18 protein-coding genes are annotated in these 19,979 nt (G+C 69.1%); 14 read left to right on the top strand and 4 right to left on the bottom strand.

Annotated features, from left to right (window positions below; all coding sequences use genetic code 11):
* Positions 1 to 17: 17 nt before the first annotated feature.
* Positions 18 to 923 carry a LysR family transcriptional regulator gene (locus AC1RL8_RS08375; protein ID WP_062470965.1) on the bottom strand — a complete coding sequence of 302 codons (906 nt, stop codon included), beginning with the start codon at positions 921 to 923 and terminating at the stop codon, positions 18 to 20.
* Positions 924 to 1,110: 187 nt separating this feature from the next.
* On the opposite strand from AC1RL8_RS08375, the gene AC1RL8_RS08370 reads away from it, so the two are divergent.
* A complete protein-coding gene (locus AC1RL8_RS08370) occupies positions 1,111 to 2,115 on the top strand; it encodes a Bug family tripartite tricarboxylate transporter substrate binding protein (RefSeq protein WP_492685021.1) in 1,005 nt (334 codons plus the stop codon).
* Between the two features lie 21 nt (positions 2,116 to 2,136).
* Entirely contained in the window at positions 2,137 to 3,684 is a 1,548-nt protein-coding gene (locus AC1RL8_RS08365) for an amidase (protein WP_492685020.1), read from the top strand.
* 13 nt (positions 3,685 to 3,697) lie between these two features.
* Here AC1RL8_RS08365 and AC1RL8_RS08360 read toward each other — a convergent pair whose 3' ends face one another.
* Positions 3,698 to 5,044, bottom strand: a complete 1,347-nt coding sequence (locus tag AC1RL8_RS08360; RefSeq protein WP_492685019.1) for an aminotransferase-like domain-containing protein — start codon at positions 5,042 to 5,044, stop codon at positions 3,698 to 3,700.
* A 126-nt stretch (positions 5,045 to 5,170) separates the two neighbouring features.
* Between AC1RL8_RS08360 and AC1RL8_RS08355 the strand changes: the two genes are divergently transcribed.
* The 3 genes from AC1RL8_RS08355 to AC1RL8_RS08345 all read left to right on the top strand — a co-directional run bounded on the left by AC1RL8_RS08355 (position 5,171) and on the right by AC1RL8_RS08345 (position 7,604).
* On the top strand, positions 5,171 to 5,800 hold the full coding sequence (locus tag AC1RL8_RS08355; RefSeq protein ID WP_492685018.1) for a LysE family translocator: 630 nt from the start codon (positions 5,171 to 5,173) through the stop codon (positions 5,798 to 5,800).
* A gap of 31 nt (positions 5,801 to 5,831) precedes the next feature.
* Entirely contained in the window at positions 5,832 to 6,680 is an 849-nt protein-coding gene (locus AC1RL8_RS08350; protein WP_492685017.1) for a PhzF family phenazine biosynthesis protein, read from the top strand.
* Between the two features lie 291 nt (positions 6,681 to 6,971).
* Entirely contained in the window at positions 6,972 to 7,604 is a 633-nt protein-coding gene (locus tag AC1RL8_RS08345; protein ID WP_062470962.1) for a TetR family transcriptional regulator C-terminal domain-containing protein, read from the top strand.
* A gap of 18 nt (positions 7,605 to 7,622) precedes the next feature.
* Here the strand turns inward: AC1RL8_RS08345 and AC1RL8_RS08340 are convergent, their stop codons facing one another.
* Positions 7,623 to 8,561, bottom strand: coding sequence for a LysR family transcriptional regulator (locus AC1RL8_RS08340; RefSeq protein ID WP_492685016.1), 939 nt, complete (start codon positions 8,559 to 8,561; stop codon positions 7,623 to 7,625).
* A 111-nt stretch (positions 8,562 to 8,672) separates the two neighbouring features.
* Between AC1RL8_RS08340 and AC1RL8_RS08335 the strand changes: the two genes are divergently transcribed.
* The 7 genes from AC1RL8_RS08335 to AC1RL8_RS08305 all read left to right on the top strand — a co-directional run bounded on the left by AC1RL8_RS08335 (position 8,673) and on the right by AC1RL8_RS08305 (position 16,308).
* Positions 8,673 to 9,890, top strand: coding sequence for an MFS transporter (locus AC1RL8_RS08335; RefSeq protein WP_492685015.1), 1,218 nt, complete (start codon positions 8,673 to 8,675; stop codon positions 9,888 to 9,890).
* Between the two features lie 178 nt (positions 9,891 to 10,068).
* A complete protein-coding gene (locus AC1RL8_RS08330) occupies positions 10,069 to 11,337 on the top strand; it encodes an amidohydrolase family protein (RefSeq protein ID WP_492685014.1) in 1,269 nt (422 codons plus the stop codon).
* 19 nt (positions 11,338 to 11,356) lie between these two features.
* Positions 11,357 to 12,220 (top strand): creatininase family protein, encoded by an 864-nt coding sequence (locus AC1RL8_RS08325; protein WP_492685013.1) that lies wholly within the window; start codon positions 11,357 to 11,359, stop codon positions 12,218 to 12,220.
* A 61-nt stretch (positions 12,221 to 12,281) separates the two neighbouring features.
* A complete protein-coding gene (locus tag AC1RL8_RS08320) occupies positions 12,282 to 13,268 on the top strand; it encodes an ABC transporter substrate-binding protein (RefSeq protein WP_095744428.1) in 987 nt (328 codons plus the stop codon).
* Between the two features lie 12 nt (positions 13,269 to 13,280).
* Positions 13,281 to 14,114, top strand: coding sequence for an ABC transporter ATP-binding protein (locus tag AC1RL8_RS08315; RefSeq protein WP_492685012.1), 834 nt, complete (start codon positions 13,281 to 13,283; stop codon positions 14,112 to 14,114).
* Positions 14,111 to 14,929, top strand: a complete 819-nt coding sequence (locus AC1RL8_RS08310) for an ABC transporter permease (protein WP_492685011.1) — start codon at positions 14,111 to 14,113, stop codon at positions 14,927 to 14,929. Before AC1RL8_RS08315 ends, AC1RL8_RS08310 begins: the two co-directional genes overlap by 4 nt.
* An 8-nt stretch (positions 14,930 to 14,937) precedes the next feature.
* Positions 14,938 to 16,308 carry an FAD-binding oxidoreductase gene (locus AC1RL8_RS08305; protein WP_492685010.1) on the top strand — a complete coding sequence of 457 codons (1,371 nt, stop codon included), beginning with the start codon at positions 14,938 to 14,940 and terminating at the stop codon, positions 16,306 to 16,308.
* 22 nt (positions 16,309 to 16,330) lie between these two features.
* On the opposite strand, the gene AC1RL8_RS08300 is transcribed toward AC1RL8_RS08305, so the two are convergent.
* Positions 16,331 to 17,257 (bottom strand): LysR family transcriptional regulator, encoded by a 927-nt coding sequence (locus AC1RL8_RS08300; RefSeq protein WP_492685009.1) that lies wholly within the window; start codon positions 17,255 to 17,257, stop codon positions 16,331 to 16,333.
* An 82-nt stretch (positions 17,258 to 17,339) separates the two neighbouring features.
* Between AC1RL8_RS08300 and AC1RL8_RS08295 the strand changes: the two genes are divergently transcribed.
* Together AC1RL8_RS08295 and AC1RL8_RS08290 are read left to right on the top strand one after the other, a co-directional pair.
* Positions 17,340 to 18,659 (top strand): arylsulfatase, encoded by a 1,320-nt coding sequence (locus AC1RL8_RS08295; RefSeq protein WP_492685008.1) that lies wholly within the window; start codon positions 17,340 to 17,342, stop codon positions 18,657 to 18,659.
* Between the two features lie 58 nt (positions 18,660 to 18,717).
* Positions 18,718 to 19,692, top strand: a complete 975-nt coding sequence (locus tag AC1RL8_RS08290) for a Bug family tripartite tricarboxylate transporter substrate binding protein (RefSeq protein ID WP_492685007.1) — start codon at positions 18,718 to 18,720, stop codon at positions 19,690 to 19,692.
* The last annotated feature ends 287 nt before the right edge of the window (positions 19,693 to 19,979 follow it).

Here is a 19,979-nt window from a genome sequence, read left to right as displayed (position 1 = left end):
CGGCGGCGCGCCTCGCATCAGGCGCTGAGCACTTCGCGCAGGTGCTCGACGAAAGCGCGCGCCGCATCGGGCAGGCGCCGGCCGGCCATGCTCTGCACCTCGAAATGCCGCTCGTTCATCTCGCGGTCGCGCAAGGCACGCGCCACGATCGTGCCGTTCTCGAGCTGCTGGCGCAGCGCGAGCTCGCCGCAGAAGGTCACGGCCTGGCCGTGCGCCGCGTAGTGCACCAGCGGGTAGAGGTGGTCGCTGGTCAATGCCGCCTCCAGCGGCAGGCGCTGGCGGGCGCAGCTGATGTTGAGCAGCTGACGCAGCGTCGACGTGGGCGCCGGCAGCGCGAGCGGGTAATGGACCACCTGCGCCAGCGACACCTGCCGCCGCTCGGCCAGCGGATGCGAAGGCGCCATGACCGCGCACACGGGCGAGGGGTGCCGGATCTCGACGTCCAGGCCATGCTCCGAGCCCAGGCTCACCGTCACGCCGAGGTCGACCAGGCCTTCGCGCACGCGGCGCGCCACCTCGCGCTGCACGCACATGTCGAGCGAGAAGCGGATGCCGGGACAGCGCGCCTGGAACGCCGCCACCAGGGCCGGCAGGAACTCGTAGGCAAAGCCCTCGGTCGCGGCCACGCGCACCTCGCCCTTGCGCAGGCCGCGCAGCGCGAGGATGTCGTCGGTCACGCGCTCGATGTCGAGCCAGGCCCGGCGCGCATGCGCCGCCAGCAGCTCGCCGGCTGAGTTGAGCGCCATGCCGCGGGCGCGGCGCTCGAACAGGAGGGTGTCGAGTTCGCGCTCGATGCGGCCGATCTGGCGGCTCACGGCCGACGGCGCCACGTTCAGCCGCACGGCCGCCTCGGTGACCGAGCCGACGCGCGCCACCTCCAGGAAGTAGCGCATCGACTCCTCCTGGAGCACGCGCTGGTTGATCGGGCGTTCGGTCCGCGTCCCGGTGCGGACGGGGGCGGGAGGCTTGGAAGTGGGAGATTTCATCGGTGTGGTCTGCGTTGCGCCAGCAGCAACGCAACCTTCCAATCATTGTGCTTGCTACACCGCAGGGCGTGCCCCAGCATTTCCCCTCCCCCTCTTCTCTTCGCTCTACGGAAGGACCCTGTCAATGAACGCTCCCCGTTCGCAAGCGCCGCAGCGGCGCTGGTGCTGTGCCGTCCTCGCGGGCCTGGCCGCCTGCCTCGGCATGGCCCTGCCCGCGATGGCGCAGTCGGCCTACCCGACGCGCCCCGTCACGCTGGTGGTGCCGTACCCGCCCGGCGGCAGTGCGGACACGGTGGGACGCCTGGTCGGCCAGCGCCTGTCGGAGGAACTGGGGCAGCCGGTGCTCATCGACAACCGCCCCGGTGCCGGCACGGCGGTCGGCGCCGCGTTCGTGGCCAAGGCATCGCCCGACGGCTACACGCTGCTGCTCGGCTCGGGCTCGACCCTCACGATGAACCCGGCCATCCGCCCGAACCTGCCCTACGACGCCCTCGGCAGCTTCGAGCCGGTCGCGATCGTCGCGCGCATTCCGCTGATCCTGCTGGCCAACAAGAACGTGCCCATCGGCACCGTCAAGGAGTTCGCCAGCGCGGTGCGCGCAGCGCCCGACAAGTACTCGTACGCGTCCTTCGGCACGGGCACGTCTTCGCACTTCACCGGCGAGATCATCCTGCAGGCGGTGGGCGCGAAGATCATGCACGTGCCCTACCGAGGCAGCGCACCGGCCATGACGGACCTGATCGGCGGCCAGGTGCCGTTCTCGGTGGACACCGTCACCGCCGCCATTCCGCAGCTCAAGGGCGGCAAGGTCAAGGCGATCGCCGTGACGACCCGGCAGCGCTCCTCGCAGCTGCCGCAGGTCCCGACCTTCGCCGAGGCGGGCTACCCCGAGGTCGATGCCGACACCTGGATCATGGTCGTCGCGCCCAAGGGCACTCCCGCGCCGGTGCGCGAGCGGCTGGAGAAGACGCTCGCCAAGATCGTCGCCACGCCCCAGGCCCAGGCGGCCCTGCAGGCCCAGGGCGCGGAGCCGGCCTTCGCCGGCGCCGCCGCCTCGCTCGCGCAGATCGAACGCGAACTGCCACTCATGCGCGCCGTCGCCCGGCGCGCCAACATCCAGGCCGACTGAGTGCGGCACATTCCGAAAGCCATGACCCAAGCTTCCTCTTCTTCCTCCTCCGAACTCGTCGAACTCTCCGCCGTGGAGCTGCGACGGCTGATCGGCACCCGCGCCCTTTCGCCGGTCGAACTGCTCGAGGCCTGCATCGCGCGCATCGAACAGCTCAACCCCTTCGTCAACGCCGTGACCGCCACCTGCTACGAGCGCGCCCGCGCCGAGGCCCGCGCGGCGGAGCGGGCCGTGAAGAGCGGCGAGCCGCTGGGCCTGCTGCACGGCCTGCCACTGGGCGTGAAGGACCTCGAGCCGACGGCGGGCCTGCTGTCCACCATGGGAACCCCCGCCCTGCGCAACCATGTGCCGTCGAACGACATCGAGCTGGTGCGCCGCCTGCGCGCCGCCGGTGCGATCGTGGTGGGCAAGACCAACGTGCCCGAGATGGGCGCCGGCGCCAACAGCCGCAATCCGGTCTGGGGGGCCACGGGCAATCCCTTCGACCCCAACCTCAACGCCGGCGGTTCTTCGGGCGGTTCGGCCGCGGCGCTGGCGCTGGACATGCTGCCGGTGTGCACCGGCTCCGACACCGGCGGGTCGCTGCGCATCCCGGCCGCCAAGTGCGGCGTGGTGGGCCTGCGGCCGTCGCCGGGCATCGTGCCCAGCGTGCGCAAGAGCCTGGGCTGGTCGCCGATCTCGGTGGTCGGTCCGATGGGCCGCGATGTGGCCGACGCCTGCCTCCAGCTCGCGGCCACGGCGGGCCCGCATCCGGGCGACCCCTTGAGCTATCCGCTGGATGCGACGGCCTTTGCGCGGCCCGCACCGCTGGACCTGTCGCGCCTGCGCGTGGCCTGGACCAGCGACTTCGGCCTGTGCGATGTCGACCCGTCGATCCGCCGGACGATGCACGACCGCATGGCCGCCATGCGCGGGCTCTTTGCGGCCTGCGACGAGGTGCGCTTCGACCTGGGCGAGGTGCACCGCTGCTTCGACGTGCTGCGTGCGGAGGCCTTCGTCGCCGGCATGCGCGAAGCCTACGAACGCGCCCCCGAGAGCCTGGGCCCGAACCCGCGCAGCAACTACGAGATGGGCGCGCGCATGAGCCTGCCGGACGCGGCCTGGGCGCAGACGGAACAGACGCGCATCCTCCAGCGCTTCCAGAAGGTGTTCGAGAACTACGACCTGGTGCTCTCGCCCACGACGCCGGTCTCGCCCTTTGCCTGGACGCAGTCGCACGCGCTGCAGATCGACGGCCGCCCGCAGGAGAACTACTACCGCTGGCTCGCACTGACCTACGTGGTGACGCTGACCACCCACCCTGCGATCAGCCTGCCGTGCGGCACCGATGAGCGCGGCATGCCCTTCGGCCTGCAGGTGGTGGGGCGCTTTCGCGGCGACCTCGCGCTGCTGTCGGCCGCGCAGGCGATGGAACAGGCCTTCGCCCCCGACCCGCGGCTGCGCCGGCCGCGGCCCGATCTCGCACGCCTTCGCAAGGCCGAGCCGGCCCTCGATTCGATCGTGACCGCACCGCCCGACGACCGGCACGCCAGCGTGCCCACCGACGGCGCCCCGGCACCGGTCGTCTGAGGTCCGCGCCGCGTCAGGCGCTTCGCTTCAGCAAGGTGGCCAGGAGGGCCAGGGCCCCGGTCAGCTCGTCGAAGCCGGGGCCGCCCAGGCAGATCCGCAGGCCGCTCGCCTTGTCCTTCGGGTTCACCATCAGGGTCTGCGGCGGGGTGAGCTTCACGCCGGCTTGCGCCGCCGCGGCCACGACACCCTCGGCGGCATCGCGCCGCATCGGCAGCCAGACGTTGTAGGCATCGGGATGCCAGACCAGCTCGCCGGCAGCGAGCAGCGAGACGGCCAGCCGGGAACGCCGCCGGGCCTCGTGGCGCAGATCGCGCTGGACCGAGGCGACCACACCGGTGGCCAGCCATTCGTCGACCACCGCGCAGGAGAACGCCGACGGCGCCATGGGCACGTCCTGCAGCAGCGCCTGCGCGGGGCCGCACAGGTCGGGCGGCAGTGCCAGCACGCCGACCTGCAATCCCGGGCCGAGCGACTTGGAGAGCCCGTTCACATGCAACGCGATGTCGGGCGCCAATGTGGCCAGCTGGGGCAGGCCGTCGGAGGCCGCCGCGTACACGCCGTCTTCGATGATCCAGGCGCCCGCGCGGCGGCACACCGCCACGATGGCCCGCCGTCGCTTCGCGCTCATCGTGGCCGTCGTCGGGTTGTGCAGCGTCGGGGTGAGGTAGACCGCCGTGCCACCGGCGGGCGCCGCGCCGTCGAGCGCCTGTGCGAGCGCCTGCGGCACCATCCCTTCCGCGTCCATCTCGACGCCCTGGATGCGACACCCCTTGCGCCGGGCCAGCGCGAGGGCGCCGGGATAGGTGATCCGTTCGGTGAGCAGCACGCCTTGCCGCCCGCACACCAGCTCGAAGGCCAGCGACAGCGCCTGGCGTGCGCTGCTGGTCAGCACCAGCTGCGACGGATCGACGGCCAGGCCGATCGTCTCGAGCCAGCGGGCGAGAACGCGGCGATGTTCCAGGTGCCCGCCGGGTGGCGCGTACAGGTTGAAGTGATCCGCGTCGATCTTGCGCGCGATGCCCGTCAACGTTCGCGCCAGCACGCGCGCACCGAGCGCGGCCGGCGGCGCGTTCGACGACAGATCGATCTGCCGGTCGCCGTGCGCCTGGTGGATCGCCACGAAGGTGCCCCGGCCCTTGACGCTGCGCGTGAGGCCCCTGCGCTCCAGGATGGCATAGGCCTTCGTCACGGTGCCCAGGCCGATCTGCAGCGTCTTCGCCAGGTCCCGATGGGCAGGCAGGCGATCGCCGCCTGCGAGCCGCCCCTCGACGATGTCGTCGGCCAGGGCCAGCACCACCCGCTCGGTGGCATTCGTGCCGTTGCTGGCCAGACGGGGCGTCCAGGAGGATCGAAGGAGCACGTGCGCGACCTCGCAAATAAAAGTGTCACGTGACACTTTTTGAATATTCCAATAGTGTAACTTTCACTCCTCGGCCTCCATCGCGCTGAAGGCCGCTGAAGACACCCTTGGTTTTGGAGCACCCGCATGGCCGTCAGCCAGATCGCACTCGTCTACGGGACGTACCTCATCGCCACCGCCAGCCCGGGGCCGAGCAACATGGCCATCATGGGCACCGCGATGCGTGACGGCCGCCGCCCCGCGCTCGCACTTGCGGCCGGCGTGGTCACGGGCTCGCTCTTCTGGGCGATCCTGGCGGCGACCGGCGTTTCCGCGGTCCTGACCGCGTATGCGCAGGCGCTCGTCGTGCTCAAGATCGTTGGCGGCCTCTACCTGCTGTACCTGGCTTTTCGCGCGGGCCGGTCCGCCATGCGACCTGGCGCCGACGCGGTGAAGAACAGCGCGGAACGCGGCGCATTGCGCTACCGCACCCTCTACCGCCAGGGCGTGCTCATGCACATCGGCAACCCGAAAGCCATCATGTCGTGGATCGCGATCATCTCGCTCGGTGTGCGCCAGGACGCCCCCGCCGGCGGGTTGCCGGCGATCGTGGGCGGCTGCGTACTTCTCGGCATCATGGTGTTCGGCGGCTACGCGATCGTCTTTTCCACCGCCTCGATGATTGCGCTGTATGCGCGGTTGCGACGCTGGATCGAAGGCGTGCTCTCGGCGGTGTTCGCGGCCGCGGGGCTCAAGCTGCTGGCCTCGCAGAACTGAATTCAATGAACCCCAGCGAAAGACCGAACGCATGAGCATCACCGTCCACATGGTCGACGTCTTCGGCGCCGGCCCGCTCTCGGGCAACCCACTGGCGGTCGTCACCGGCGCCGACGCCCTCGCCACGCATGACATGCAGCAGCTGACGCGCTGGTTCAACCTCTCGGAAACCGCGTTTGTCTTCGCACCCACGCATCCGGAGGCGGACTACCGCGTGAGGATCTTCACCCTGGACCGGGAGATGCCTTTTGCCGGGCACCCCACGCTCGGCAGCTGCCACGCCTGGCTGTCAGGCCAGGCCGCGCCCAGACAACAAGCCACGGTGATCACGCAGGAGTGCGGTGCGGGGCTGGTCCAGATCCGGCGCGACCAGGGACGGCTTGCGTTCGCCGCGCCACCGCTGATCCGCTCAGGCGCGCCGACCCCGGCCGAACTCGACGACGCGCGGCGGCTGTTGGGCATCGAAGCCAACGACATCCAGGACGCCGCCTGGATCGACAACGGCCCCGGCTGGCTGGGAATCCGGCTGGCGTCGGCCGAGAAGGTGCTGTCTCTGGAGCCGGCCCGCCGCTGGCCCACGCGCATCGACGTCGGCGTGGTCGGCCCTCATGCGAAGGGCGGCGATGCAGCCTTCGAAGTGCGCGCCTTCTTCACCGACCATCTGGGCGCCATCGTCGAAGACCCCGTCACGGGCAGCCTCAATGCCTCACTCGCGCAGTGGCTCTTCGCCACCGGCGTGGCACACGACGACTATGTCGCCGCGCAGGGCACACGCCTGGGCCGGCAGGGCCGCATCCACCTGACCCGCGACGACGCCGGCCAGGTCTGGGTCGGCGGCGACACGCGCACGCACGTCAAGGGCGAACTGGACGGCCTCTGATCCGTTCACGCAAGGCCTGCACAGACTTCACTCTGACTTCACCTGCGTTGCGCACACTACGTTTCGACAGCGGTTCGGCGCTGGTAGAGGCAAGGGGAAGAAAAAAATAGCTCAGGGAAACGCCTCGATGCCGACCGCTGTCACCTTTCATCGCCCATCGAGAAAGGCGCAGGCGCACTCATCGCAAGAAAGGGCCACGGGCCAAGGATTACCATCGGCCGGGCGCACGCCGCGCCTCCCACGCCCATGACCGTCGCCACCGCCCCTGTGCCTCCCGCCATCGCCCAAGAAATGCCCGCCCCCGACGGCCCGCTGTCGCGCGCAAGGCCGGGGCGTGAACGCATCATGGCGGCCATCCGCACGGCGGCGGTGACCGAGTTCAGCCTGCACGGCCTGAAGGGCACCTCCACCCAGGCCATCGCCGCGCGCGCCGGCCTCACCAAGCCCCAGCTGCACTACTACATCGCCGGCAAGGAAGAGCTCTACGAAGAGCTGCTGATGCAGGTGCTGCATGCCTGGAAGGTGGTGTTCTCGTTCGAGGACGCCAGCGACCCGGCCACGGTGCTGGGCGACTACATCCGCAAGAAGCTCGACCACGCGTTCGACAACCCGGAGATCTCGCGCATCTTCACGCGCGAGGTGCTCGACGGCGGACGCAACCTCGACCGCTACTGGCCCAACGCGCAGGCGTGGACGCAGAAGAAGGTCGACATCATCAACGGCTGGATCGCGCGCGGGCAGATGCGCCCGCTCGATGCGCGCCTGCTGCTGATGCACATCTGGGCCATGACCCAGAGCTACGCCGACTACGCGATCCAGACGCGCGTGATGCTCGGCCTGCCGCCCGAGGCGCCGATCGACCGCGAACCGATCGCGCGGGAACTGGTGGCATTCGTCCTGGGCGGCTGCGGCATCAAGGCCTGAACTGCGCGCCGGCCTCGCTCAGGCCACGCGCGCCTCCCAGACCTGGCCCGTCGGGTCGGCCAGTGCAAGCCGCATCATCTCGATGAAGCGGCGCAGGCGCGCCGGCTGGAAGCGCGCGTGCGGGTAGGTCAGGTAGACGGGCAGCGGCGCCACATGCCATTGCGGCACGAGCTGCACCAAGCGTCCGGCGGCGATGTCTTCGTTCAGCAGCCAGGCCGAGCCCAGGCAGGCGCCCAGGCCCATGCGCGCCGCGCTTTGCAGCGCATAGAGGCTGTCGGTGCTCATGCGCGGACGGATCGGCACCCGCGCGATCTCGCCGGTCGGCCGGTGCGTGAGCAGCACCTCGTTGCGATAGAAGGTGCGCAGCGCGAGCCACGGCAGCTCGGCCAGTTCCGTCGCGTGCGCGGGCGGTGAACGCCCCTCCAGCAGCGAAGGCGCGGCGACCACCACGCGCGGAACCTCCGAGACCTTGACCGCCACGGCCATCGCGTCGGTCATTTCGCCGACCTGGATCGCGCAGTCGACGCCTTCGGCGATGAAGTCGGGCCGGCGGTCGTTCAGCAGCCATTCGACGGACACGCGCGGATAGGCGCGCAGGTACTCGGCCAGCGGACCGACCAGCAGCAGTTGGCCCAGCGCATGCGGCGCCACCACGCGCAGCGTGCCCTCGGGCTCGTCGCCCACGCCGCGCAGGTCGGCCTCGAAGGCGTGCCAGTCGGCGATCAGCTCCCTGGCGCGCTCGTAGCAACGCTCGCCGTCTTCCGTGAGCTTCATGGCGTGCGTGGAGCGGCGCAGCAGCCGCACGCCCAGCGAGCGCTCCAGCGCCTGCAGGCGACGGCTCACGGTGGGCTGGGTGGCCCCCATCTGCAGCGCGGCGGCCGACAGGCTGCCGGCCTCGACGATGTGAAGAAAGGTCTGCATCAGCTCGATGCGGTCGACGGCAGGTGAAGTTGACATGGCCTTGTTCATGCGTTTGGCGTATGGGCATTGTGCGATCCACGGGACTACCAAGCCAAGACCACAACGGGCACATTCCAACCCTTGCTTCGATAATCGAGGGTTAACACCATGTCTTCCATTCAAATTACGCATGCACCGGGCACGGCGCAGGGGCACGACCTGCCGGCCTCGCTGATCCTGCTGCTGGCCGCCGGCGCGGGCCTTTCGGTGGCCTCGCTCTACTACGCCCAGCCGATGCTCGGGGTGCTGGGCGCCGACATCGGCGCCTCCACCCGCGCGGTGGGCTTCATTCCCACGCTCACGCAGCTGGGCTATGCGCTGGGCATCCTGCTGCTGGCACCGCTGGGCGACCGCTTCGACCGGCGCCGCATCGTGCTGATCAAGGCAGGGGCGCTGTGCGCCGCGCTGCTGGTGGCCGGCGCGGCACCGTCGATCGGCGTGCTGCTCGCGGCCAGCCTCGCGATCGGACTGGCGGCCACGATGGCGCAGGACCTCGTGCCCGCCGCCGCCACGCTGGCGCCCGACGCCACGCGCGGCAAGACGGTCGGCACGGTGATGACGGGGCTGCTGCTGGGCATCCTGCTGTCGCGCGTGGTGAGTGGCTTCGTGGCCGAGCACTTCGGCTGGCGCGCGATGTTCATCGCGGCCGCGGCCAGCATCGCGCTCATCGGCGCCGCGGCCTGGCGCGGGCTGCCGCGCTTTCGGCCGACGACGCACCTGGCCTACGGCGCCCTGCTCGGCTCGCTGGGCACGCTGTGGTCGCGCCACGGCACGCTGCGCCGCGCGGCGCTGGCCCAGGCGCTGCTGGCCGTGGGATTCAGCGCCTTCTGGTCGACGCTGGCCGTGATGCTGCACGGCGCGCCCTTCCACCTGGGCAGCGCGGCGGCAGGCGCCTTCGGCCTGGCCGGCGCGGCGGGCGCGCTGGCGGCGCCGCTGGCCGGGCGGCTGGCCGACCGGCGCGGACCGGAGCTGGTGACGCGCCTGGGCGCGGGGCTGGCGCTGGTGTCGTTCGCAGCCATGGGGCTGGCACCGCTGATGGCGCCGCATGCGCAGCTGTGGCTGCTGGCACTGGCCGCGATCGGCTTCGACCTGGGCATGCAGGCGGCGCTCATCGCCCACCAGACGATCGTCTACGGCATCGAGCCCGGTGCGCGCAGCCGGCTCAACGCCGTGCTGTTCACCAGCATGTTCATCGGCATGGCGACCGGCTCGGCGCTGGGCGCGCTGATGCTCGCTTCTTGGGGCTGGGCCGGCGTGACGGTGCTGGCGACCGCCACGGCCGCCGCCGCGCTGGCGGTGCGGCTCTGGCCGCGCCAGGCAACGTAGTCGCATCAGCCGCGGGCTGACGCCCGCCTCCCCAGTCCGGTGCACCCGGACTGGCACGTCGCTTGCATAACCTGACCAGTTGCTCTGATTGATTGGTCAAATTCATGCACGTCCGCGTTGCCTGCTGTCTATCGATGGAAACCAGCGCCCCCGCAGGCCCGGTGGAGGCGCGTTTCGCATGAACGCGCCCGCGCTGCTGGACAACGCACGGCTGCCGCGCTGGCTGCTGCCCGCCGACTGGCCGCAGCGCCACGGGGCGCCGGAACTCGCACGCATCGCCATCGAGGCCGGCCGCGTCTGGTCGGTGCAGCCCGCGAGGGACATCACGCCGGGCGCCGGCTGGGACCTTGCCGGCACGCTCGCCCTCCCCGCCTTCGTCGACGCGCACACGCACCTGGACAAGGCGTTCACGCTGGCGCGCATGCAAAAGGTGCAGCCCGGCCTGCTCGGCGCGATCGACGCGATGCTGGCCGACCGCGTGCACTGGACGCCCGCCGACGTGCGCGAGCGCGCATCGCGCGGCCTGCAATGGGCCTGGGCATGCGGCACCGCCCATGTGCGCACGCACGTCGACTGGTGGGAGCCCGACACGCTGCCCACGGCCTGGCCCGTCATGGCCGAGCTGGCGCAGGAATGGGCCGGCCGGGTGCGGCTGGAGCAGGTCGCCCTCATCAAGCTGCCCCTGTTCGAAGACGCGTCGCAGGCGCTGCGCCTGGCGCGGCAGGTGAAGGCCACCGGACCGCACGCATTGCTCGGCGGCTTCGTGCACTCCACCAACTGGAGCGAGAACGCGCTGCGCAACCTGCTGGTGGCGGCGCAGGCCTGCGAGCTCGACATCGACCTGCACGTGGACGAGGAACTCGACGCCTCGGCCGTGGGCCTGCAGACCACCGCGCGCCTCCTGCGCGAGATCGGCTACGAAGGCCGCGTGGTCTGCGGCCACCTCTGCGCGCTGGCGGCCCAGCCTGAGGCGCAGGCCTTCGCCACGCTGGACGCCGTGGCGCGCGCGCCGATCACCGTGGTGTCGCTGCCCGCCACCAACCTGCTGCTGCAGGACGCCGTCACCGGGCGCACGCCGCGCCAGCGCGGCATCACGCTGGTCAAGGAGGCGCATGCGCGCGGCATTCCATTGCTGTTCGCCAGCGACAACGTGCAGGACCCGTTCTGCCGCCTCGGCAGCTTCGACCCCGTCGAGGCGCTGGGCACGGCCGCGCTGGTCGCGCAGCTCGACGAGCCCTTCGACACCTGGTCGCAGGCGCTGTGCCGCAGCGACTGGCTGGAACGCACGCCCGCCACGACGACGCCCACGCTGGTCGGCGCGAAAGCCGACCTGGTGCTGTTCACGCAGGCCGACCGCCACGGCTGGCCCTCGCGCAGCGCCACCCGCGTGGTGCTGCGCGACGGCCGTGTGACGCACGGCGATGCATCGCCTTTCTTCCCTGAATAAAGAACACGCAAGGACCCCCATGCTCCACGGCTACATCCCGCCCCACCGTTTCCTGCCCTACCTGAGCTGGACCGAAATCGCCGCGCTGCCCGACCGCGAGAACACCGTCATCGTGCTGCCGTGCGGCGCGATCGAGCAGCACGGCCCGCACCTGCCGTGCTCGGTCGACAGCGTGATCGCCTCGGGCGTGATGGGCAAGGCGCTGGAGAAACTGCCGGCCGAGGTGCGCGCCTTTGCCCTGCCGCCGATCACCTACGGCAAGTCGGAAGAGCATCTGCACTTTCCCGGCACGGTGACGCTCACGGGCACCACGCTGCTGTCGACCGTGATCGAGATCGGCGAGTCGGTGTATCGCTCGGGCTTTCGCAAGCTGCTGTTCGCCAACGGACACGGCGGCCAGCCGCAGGTGCTGGAGATGGCGGCGCGCGAACTGCGCCTGCGCCACGGCGACTTCGTGATCGTGCCGCACGGCGTGTCGCGCCTGCCCAGCGCGGCGAGCCGGCAGGTGAGCGAGCAGGAGAAGAAGCTCGCGATGCACGCGGGCCATTCCGAAACCGCGCTGATGCTCGCGCTGGCGCCCGACACCGTGCACATGGAACGCGCGGCGGCCAACTTTCCGCCGCCCTTCCCGATCAAGCTGCTGTCGGCCGACGGCCGCCCGGCCTGCGCCTGGACCGCGCGCGACTTCGGCCCCAGCGGCGTGATCGGCGACCCGACCAGCGCCACGCGCGAACAGGGCCTCGAAATCCTGGACACGCTCTCGGACAGCTGGGCGCAGGCGCTGACCGAGCTTCATGCGCTGCGCTGGGTCGTGCGCGAGGAAGCCACCTGGGAGCGCGGCCACCAGCAGGGCTTCATCCAGCAGTCATTCGAGCCCGCCTGAGGCGCGCTCCTTGCAACGGCTTCGTTCTTCTTTTTCATCCCGCCTTCGAGAGGTCCCCACCATGCGTTCCTTCGCTCTTTCCCTGGCCGGCGCCGCCGCGCTCTCGCTCCTCACGGCCGTCGCACCCGCACAGGCCCAGGACAAGTTCACCTACATGACCAACTGGTATGCGCAGGCCGAGCACGGCGGCTTCTACCAGGCGGTGGCGCAGGGCATCTACAAGAAGCACGGCCTGGACGTGACCATCCGCATGGGCGGCCCGCAGGTCAACATCACGCAGATGATGGCCGCGGGCCAGGCCGACTGCATCATGGGATCGAGCGACATCCAGATGATGCAGGTGCGCGAAGGCGGCGTGCCCGTGGTCAACGTGGCGGCCTTCTTCCAGAAGGACCCGCAGGTGCTGATCGCGCACGACGACGTCAAGAAGTTCGAGGACCTGAAGGGCAAGACGCTCCTGATCGGCGCGCAGGCCAACCGCGGCTACTGGCCCTGGCTCAAGGCCCGCTTCGGCCTGAAGGACGAACAGACGCGTCCCTACACCTTCAACATCCAGCCCTTCGTGGCCGACCCGAACACCGCGCAGCAGGGCTACCTCACCTCCGAGCCCTACGCCATCCAGAAGGCCGGCGTGAAGAGCACGGTGCTGATGTTCAGCGACCACGGCTACCCCTCCTACGCGGTCACCGTGTCGTGCATGGACAAGACGGTGAAGGAGCGCAGCAAGCAGGTCGCCGCCTTCGTGAAGGCCTCGGCCGAAGGCTGGAAGAGCTACCTGGCCGACCCGGCACCGGCCAACGCGCTGATCAAGAAGGACAACCCCAACATGACCGACGACCAGCTCGCCTACAGCGTGGCCAAGCTGAAAGAGATGGGCATGGTCACGGGCGGCGACGCGGCCAAGCTCGGCATCGGCGTGATCACCGATGCGCGCGCCAAGGCGAGCTACGACTTCCTGGTGGCTTCCAAGCTGCTCGACCCTGCCAAGGTGGACCTCGCAAAAACCTACACGACCGAGTTCGTGAAGGACGCCAAGGTCTTGCCCTGAACCTCGCCGCCCATGAACCGCATCGAACCCCACACCCTCGCGCCGCCGGTGGCGCCCGCCGTGCCCGCCGTCGAAATCCTCTCGGCCGAGAAGACCTACCCCAACGGCACGCAGGCGCTGCTGCCAGTAGACCTGTCGATCGCCGAAGGCGAGTTCGTCACGTTGCTCGGCCCCTCGGGCTGCGGCAAGAGCACGCTGCTGAAGATGGTGGCGGGCATGCTCGAACCCAGCGACGGGCGCCTGCTGGTGTGGCGCAAGCCCGTGGCGCAGTTGCACGACTGCCCGCACAAGATGTCGTTCGTGTTCCAGTCGCCCACGCTGATGCCCTGGGCCAGCGTGCAGACCAATGTGCGGCTGCCGCTGGACCTGGCCGGCGTGCCCCGCGAGGAGGCCGACGCGCGGGTGACGGAATCGCTCGCGCTCGTGGGGCTGGAGAAGTTCGCCAGTGCGCTGCCGCGTGCGCTGTCGGGCGGCATGCAGATGCGCGTGTCGATCGCGCGCGGCCTGGTCACGCAGCCCGACCTGCTGCTGATGGACGAACCCTTCGGCGCGCTCGACGAGATCACGCGCCACAAGCTCGACGCCGACCTGCTCGAGCTGTGGCGCAAGAAGAAGCTCACGGTGATCTTCGTGACGCACTCGATCCACGAGGCGGTGTTCCTCTCGAGCCGCGTGGTGATGATGGCCGCACGACCGGGTCGCGTGGTCGAGCAGTTCCAGATCGACGAGCCCTACCCGCGCCAGGCCGACTTCATGGTCACGCCCGCGTTCGCGCGCCACGCGAAGCAGTTGCAGGACAGCCTGCTGCGCGCCAGCACCACAGAAGAAGAGGAGGCCGCGCCATGAAGGCAGCGACGAAACCCGCGACGCCCCTGCTGGGCCAGCCGCGCGTGCAACGCGTGCTCTACCCGGTGCTCATCGGCGTGGTGCTGGTGGCGCTGTGGCAATGGATGGTGGTGGCGATGGAGCTGCCGCCCTACCTCGTGCCCTCGCCCTGGCTAATGGTGCAGACGCTGGTGACCGACTGGGCGCCGCTGGGCAGCGCGCTCCTGGTCACGCTGAAGATCACGGTGCTGTCCTTCGCGCTGGCCACGGTGGCGGGCGTGCTGATCTCGTTCCTGTTCGTGCAGAGCAAGCGCATCGAGACCGCCCTCTTTCCGTACGCGGTGCTGCTGCAGGTCACGCCCATCGTGGCCGTGGCGCCGCTGATCATCATCTGGGTGAAGAACCCGGTCGCGGCCATGACGGTGTGCGCGGCGCTGGTGGCGCTGTTTCCCATCATCAGCAACACCACGCTGGGCCTGCGCAGCATCGACCCCGACCTGCAGAGCTACTTCAAGCTGAACCGCGCCACGCGCTGGCAGCAGCTGGTGCGTCTGCGCATTCCGAGCGCGCTGCCGTACTTCTTCGGAGGCCTTCGCATCTCCAGCGGCCTGGCGCTGATCGGCGCGGTGGTGGCGGAGTTCGTGGCCGGCACCGGCGGCTCGGGCGCGGGGCTGGCCTACCAGATCCTGCAGGCGGGCTTCCAGCTGAACATTCCGCGCATGTTCGCGGCCCTGCTGCTCATCTCCCTCACCGGTGTGGCGCTCTTCGTGCTGATGGCCTGGCTCACCAAGGTGGCGCTGGGCTCGTGGCACGCGAGCGAACTTTCCCAGGATTGAAATCGACCATGAACGCTCCCGCTTCCGCCATCGAACAACTGCTGCTCGAACTCCCCGACCTCGACTGGATCACCGACGAAGGCCGCGTCACGCGCCTCTCGCAGGACTTCTCCTGGTTCAGCCCGGTGCTCACGCGCCAGCTGAAGGACAAGCGCGCCGACGTTGTGGTGCGCCCGCGCACCGAAGAAGACATCCGCGCGGTGGTCGGCGCCTGCGCACGCCGCGGCGTGCCCATCACCATTCGCGGCAGCGGCACCGGCAACTACGGCCAGACCACGCCGCTCGCCGGCGGCGTGGTGCTCGACATGACGGGCTACAACGCCTGCCTGTGGGTGCAGCCCGGCGTGGCGCGCGCGCAGGCCGGCATCCGCCTGGGCGAACTCGAGAAGCAGACGAAGCCCACCGGCCAGGAGATGCGCTGCGTGCCCTCGACCTACCGCAGCGCAACGCTGGGCGGCCTGTTCGGCGGCGGCTTCGGCGGCGTGGGCTCGATCAACTACGGGCCGCTGGGCGCCCCCGGCAATGTGCTGGGCATTCGCGCGATGACCATCGAGGCCGAGCCGCAGGTGGTCGAGCTGCGCGGCGCCGAGGCGATGCGCATGCACCACCTGTGGGGCACCAACGGCCTCGTGCTGGAGCTGGAGATCGCACTGGCACCCGCGCATCCGTGGCTCGAGACGCTGGTGACCTTCGACGACTTCGAGAACGCGCTGAACTTCGCGGACAAGCTCGCGCATGCGCCGGGCATCGTGAAGCGCGGCGTCACCTTCTTCGCGGCGCCCATCGCCGACCACCTCGCGCAGCTGGCGACGCACCTGCCGAAGGGCTGCCACACCGTGCTGTCGCTGGTGGCCGAGCAGAGCGAGCCGGCCATGATGCTGCTGGTGCAGGCGCACGGCGGCACCGTGAGCTATCGCAAGACGGCCGCCGAAGTGCAGAAGAGCAACCGCACGCTGATGGAGTTCACCTGGAACCACACGACGCTGCACGCGCTGAAGATCGACCCGACGCTGACCTACCTGCAAAGCGGGTTCATCCCCGGCCGGCATGTCGAGCAGGTCATCGAGATGGAGAAACTGCTGGGCGGCGAGGTCATGATGCACGTCGAGTTCCTGCGCAACGCGGCGGGGCTGCTGACCTGCAGCGGGCTGCAGCTGGTGCGCTTCAGCACCGAAGATCGCCTGAACGAGATCATCGACATCCACCGCACGCACCAGGTGCACATCAACAACCCACACGTGAACATCGTGGAAGACGGCAAGGCCGGCGGGCCGCTGCCGCCGGAAGTCATCGAGGTGAAGAAGCGCTTCGATCCGATGGGCTTGCTGAACCCGGGCAAGCTGCGCGACTGGCCGGTGAAGGCGACGATCGCAAGCTGAAGACAACCTCAGCGAGCGCCCGTCAGCCCTTGCGCGCCGCGCTGCTTCGCTGTGCCGGCGCCAGTGCCTTGAGCGCCTGCACGAACTCCTCGAGGAGTGGGGAGCGGTAGGTATTCGGACGTGAAAAAAGCGAGATGCGCCTCGGAATCGACAGCGCGTCGACGGGAATCACCTTGACGCCACGCGCCTGGGGCAGTGCGAGCACGGAGACCGGGACGATGCCCATCAGATCGGTCGCCGCAAGCACCGGCAGCGACCAGGACGCATTGAAGTGCACCTCGATCGCGCCTTGCGGCGGCGTCGCGCCCGCGCAGCGAAATACCTCGTCCAGCTTCGCGCGTGCAGCCGAATGAACGGACGGCAGCACCCAGGAGAATTTCGACAGATCGCCCATCGCGAGACGGCGACGCGCGAAGACCGGATGCCCCACGCGCGCCACGGCGACGAGCGCATCGGTCAGGAGGTCCTCATGCACCAGGCCGTGCGGCATGGATTCATAGGTCGGAATCACGGCGACATCGAGCAGGCCCTGGCGCGTCCAGTCGATCAACTCGTCCGAAGACGCCACTTCCAGGCGCACATGCATGCCCGGGCGACGGGGCTGCAGGGCCGCAAGCGCCGGTGAGAGCACGGCATCCAGAACCGCCAGCGTCGCGCCCACGCGGATGAGCCCGGCACGTCCTGCGCGGACGTCGCCCGCATGACGAAGCGCCTCGTCGTGCTCGGACTTCATGCGTTGCGCACGTTCGCGGAACGCGACGCCGAACGGCGTGAGCGTCATGCCATGGCCAGAGCGCTCGAAGAGACCGAGCCCCATCTCGTCCTCCAGCCTGCGGATCGCCTTGGAAAGCGCCGCGGCCGTCACCGTCAGGCTGGTTGCCGCACGGGCCAGTTGCCCATGGCGCGCCACTTCCAGGAAGTAGTCGAGGTCGCGTGCCGAGAAGGACATGAATAAAAGTTAACGAAAACTTCCTAAATGGAAACACCCGAATCCTAGCCGTTCCTAGACTGCGGTCGCAATGAGTCCCTCCATGAACCCACCCAACATCGTTCTCATCCTGGCCGACAACCTCGGCTGGGGCGAGCTCGGCTGCTACGGCGGCGGGGCGCTGCGGGGCGCGCCCACGCCACGCATCGACGCGCTCGCCAGCCAAGGCCTTCTGCTGCAGAACTTCAATGTCGAGAGCGATTGCGTGCCGACGCGCTCCGCGCTGATGAGCGGGCGGCATCCGATCCGTACGGGCTGCCTGCAATCGGTGCCGCCCGGCCTGCCTCAGGGCCTGGCACGCCGCGAGATCACCCTGGCGCAGTTGCTCTCGGCACAGGGTTATGCGACTGCGCATTACGGCAAGTGGCACCTGGGCGATGTGCAAGGCCGCTTCCCGAGCGACCGGGGATTCGACGAGTGGTACGGCATTCCGCGCACCACGGACGAGAGCCAGTTCACGGCCAGTGTCGGCTACGACCCGAGCGTGGCGGACATCCCGTACATCATGCAGGGCCGTGCCGGTGCGCCTTCGCAGAACGTCGAGGAATACAACCTGGATTCGCGCCGGCGCATCGACGAGACGCTGACGAACCGGGCCCTTGAATTCATCCAGCGCAACCACGCGGCACAGAAGCCTTTCTTCCTGTACCTGCCGCTCACGCACCTGCATTTCCCCACCCTGCCTCACCGCGATTTCGCGGGTCGCACAGGCCATGGCGATTTCGCCGATTCCATGGTCGAGATGGACCACCGCGTGGGCCAGGTCATCGACGAGATCGAGCGCCTCGGCATCTCAGAAGACACCCTCTTCATCTTCGCGAGCGACAACGGCCCCGAGTTCCGCGCCCCTTACCGCGGCACGGCCGGCCCCTGGCGCGGCACCTATCACACGGCCATGGAAGGCAGCCTTCGCGTGCCGTGCATCGTGCGCTGGCCGGGCAAGATCGCCGCGGGCCGGGTGAGCAACGAGATCGTGCACGTCACCGACCTCTTCTCCACGCTGGCACGCGCGGGCGGCGCCCGCATTCCCGAGGACAGACCGATCGATGGCATCGATCAGATGCCTTTTTTCCTAGGCGAACAGAAGTCCTTGCGCGAGGGCTTTCTCTTCCATATCAAGAACGAGTTGCGCGCAGTGAAGTGGCGTGACTGGAAGCTGCACTTCTACTGGGAGCCCGAGGTGAACGAAGGCAAGGGCAAGCTCGAATCGCCCTATCTCTTCAACATCACGCGCGACCCCAAGGAGGAGTCGGATGTGCTGGTCTACAACACGTGGGTCCTGGGGCCGATCCAGCGGATGGTCCGCGCCTTTCATCAGAGTGCGGCAGCACATCCTCACACGGCACCGGGAGCGCCGGACTGAGGCCGCGGAATCCCCGGCGCGCTCGCGCATCTCTCCACCGTCCCAGAAGGCTCACTCCATGTCCAAGCATCCAGGCGGCCGCCGAGGCCTCTTTCTGATCTTCTGCGCACTCATAGCGCTGGCGTCTTCTGCGACGCTCGCGCAAGAGAAGTACCCCTCTCGAGCGATCACCTGGGTCGTCGGCTACCCACCCGGGGGCAGCGTCGATGTCGTCACGCGCCTTGTCGCCCGCAAGCTGGAGGCGACGCTCGGCCAGCCTATCGTGGTCGACAACAAGCCCGGTGCCACGGGCTCGCTCGCGCTGCGGTATGTGGCAACCCAGCCGGCCGATGGCTACACCCTGGTGACGGTTCCCGGCCCGGTACTCACGAGCATCCCGATGCCGCAGATCGGCAAGGAGATGAGCGCCATCGCCATGCTCGCCAAAGGCTCCACCGTTCTCGTAGGACCGGCACGGCCCGATGCCCCCAAGGACCTCAAGGCCCTGCTCGCAGACGCATCCGCCCACCCGGACAAGTACAGCTACGGCTCTTCCGGCAACGGCACCGGCCAGCACCTGACCGGGGAACTCATCCAGGCACTAACAGGCGTGACGATGACGCATGTGCCCTACAAGGGCGGCAACCAGGCGGTGACGGACGTGATCGGTGGACAGCTCCCCCTGGCCGTGCTGGGCATCACGCCCGTGCTGCCGCACATCAAGTCCGGCAAGCTCAAGGCGTACGGGGTCTCCACGGCGACCCGTTCTGCCTCCTTGCCCGAGGTGCCGACACTCAGGGAAGCCGGCATCGCCAACTTCGAGGCCAGTCAGTGGTTCGTTCTCGCTGCGCGCACGGGCCTCCCGGCAGACCGAAGCGATCGCCTCAACGAAGCGGTGGCACAAGCCCTGAAGGACCCGGAGGTGATGAAAGGCTTCGAGAACTTCGGCATGTTTCCCGAAGCCAGCAGCGCGAAGCAGACCGCCGACTACATCCACACCGACATGCGGCGCTGGGCAGACCTCGTGAAGAAGAACAAGATCGCGATCGACTAGGGGGATGTGGGGCGCACCCCATCGATGAGACCGCGGGGGTCGTCCGAACGAAGCCGCCTGCTGAGTGAGGCGGCGAAGCACAACCGACAGCCGCCTCGCCAATGAAAAGGGCGTTCACTGAATTTCAGTGAACGCCCTGGGTCGTTGTGTGGGCTGGGGTCTACCGAATGATGCCCTAGAACGATTGCGTTTATTGGAAATCTGGATTTCTCTCGTTGGTTTGTTCCCCGCCTTGTTCCCCGGTCTTCGTCCAGCAATAGGCCACGACCCACGTCAGGGGACTTGCC

This window comes from Variovorax sp. GW822-FHT04E09 (genome assembly GCF_058800845.1).
Note: the sequence above shows the minus strand (reverse complement) of the source record. Positions and strands in the feature narration are given on the sequence as shown.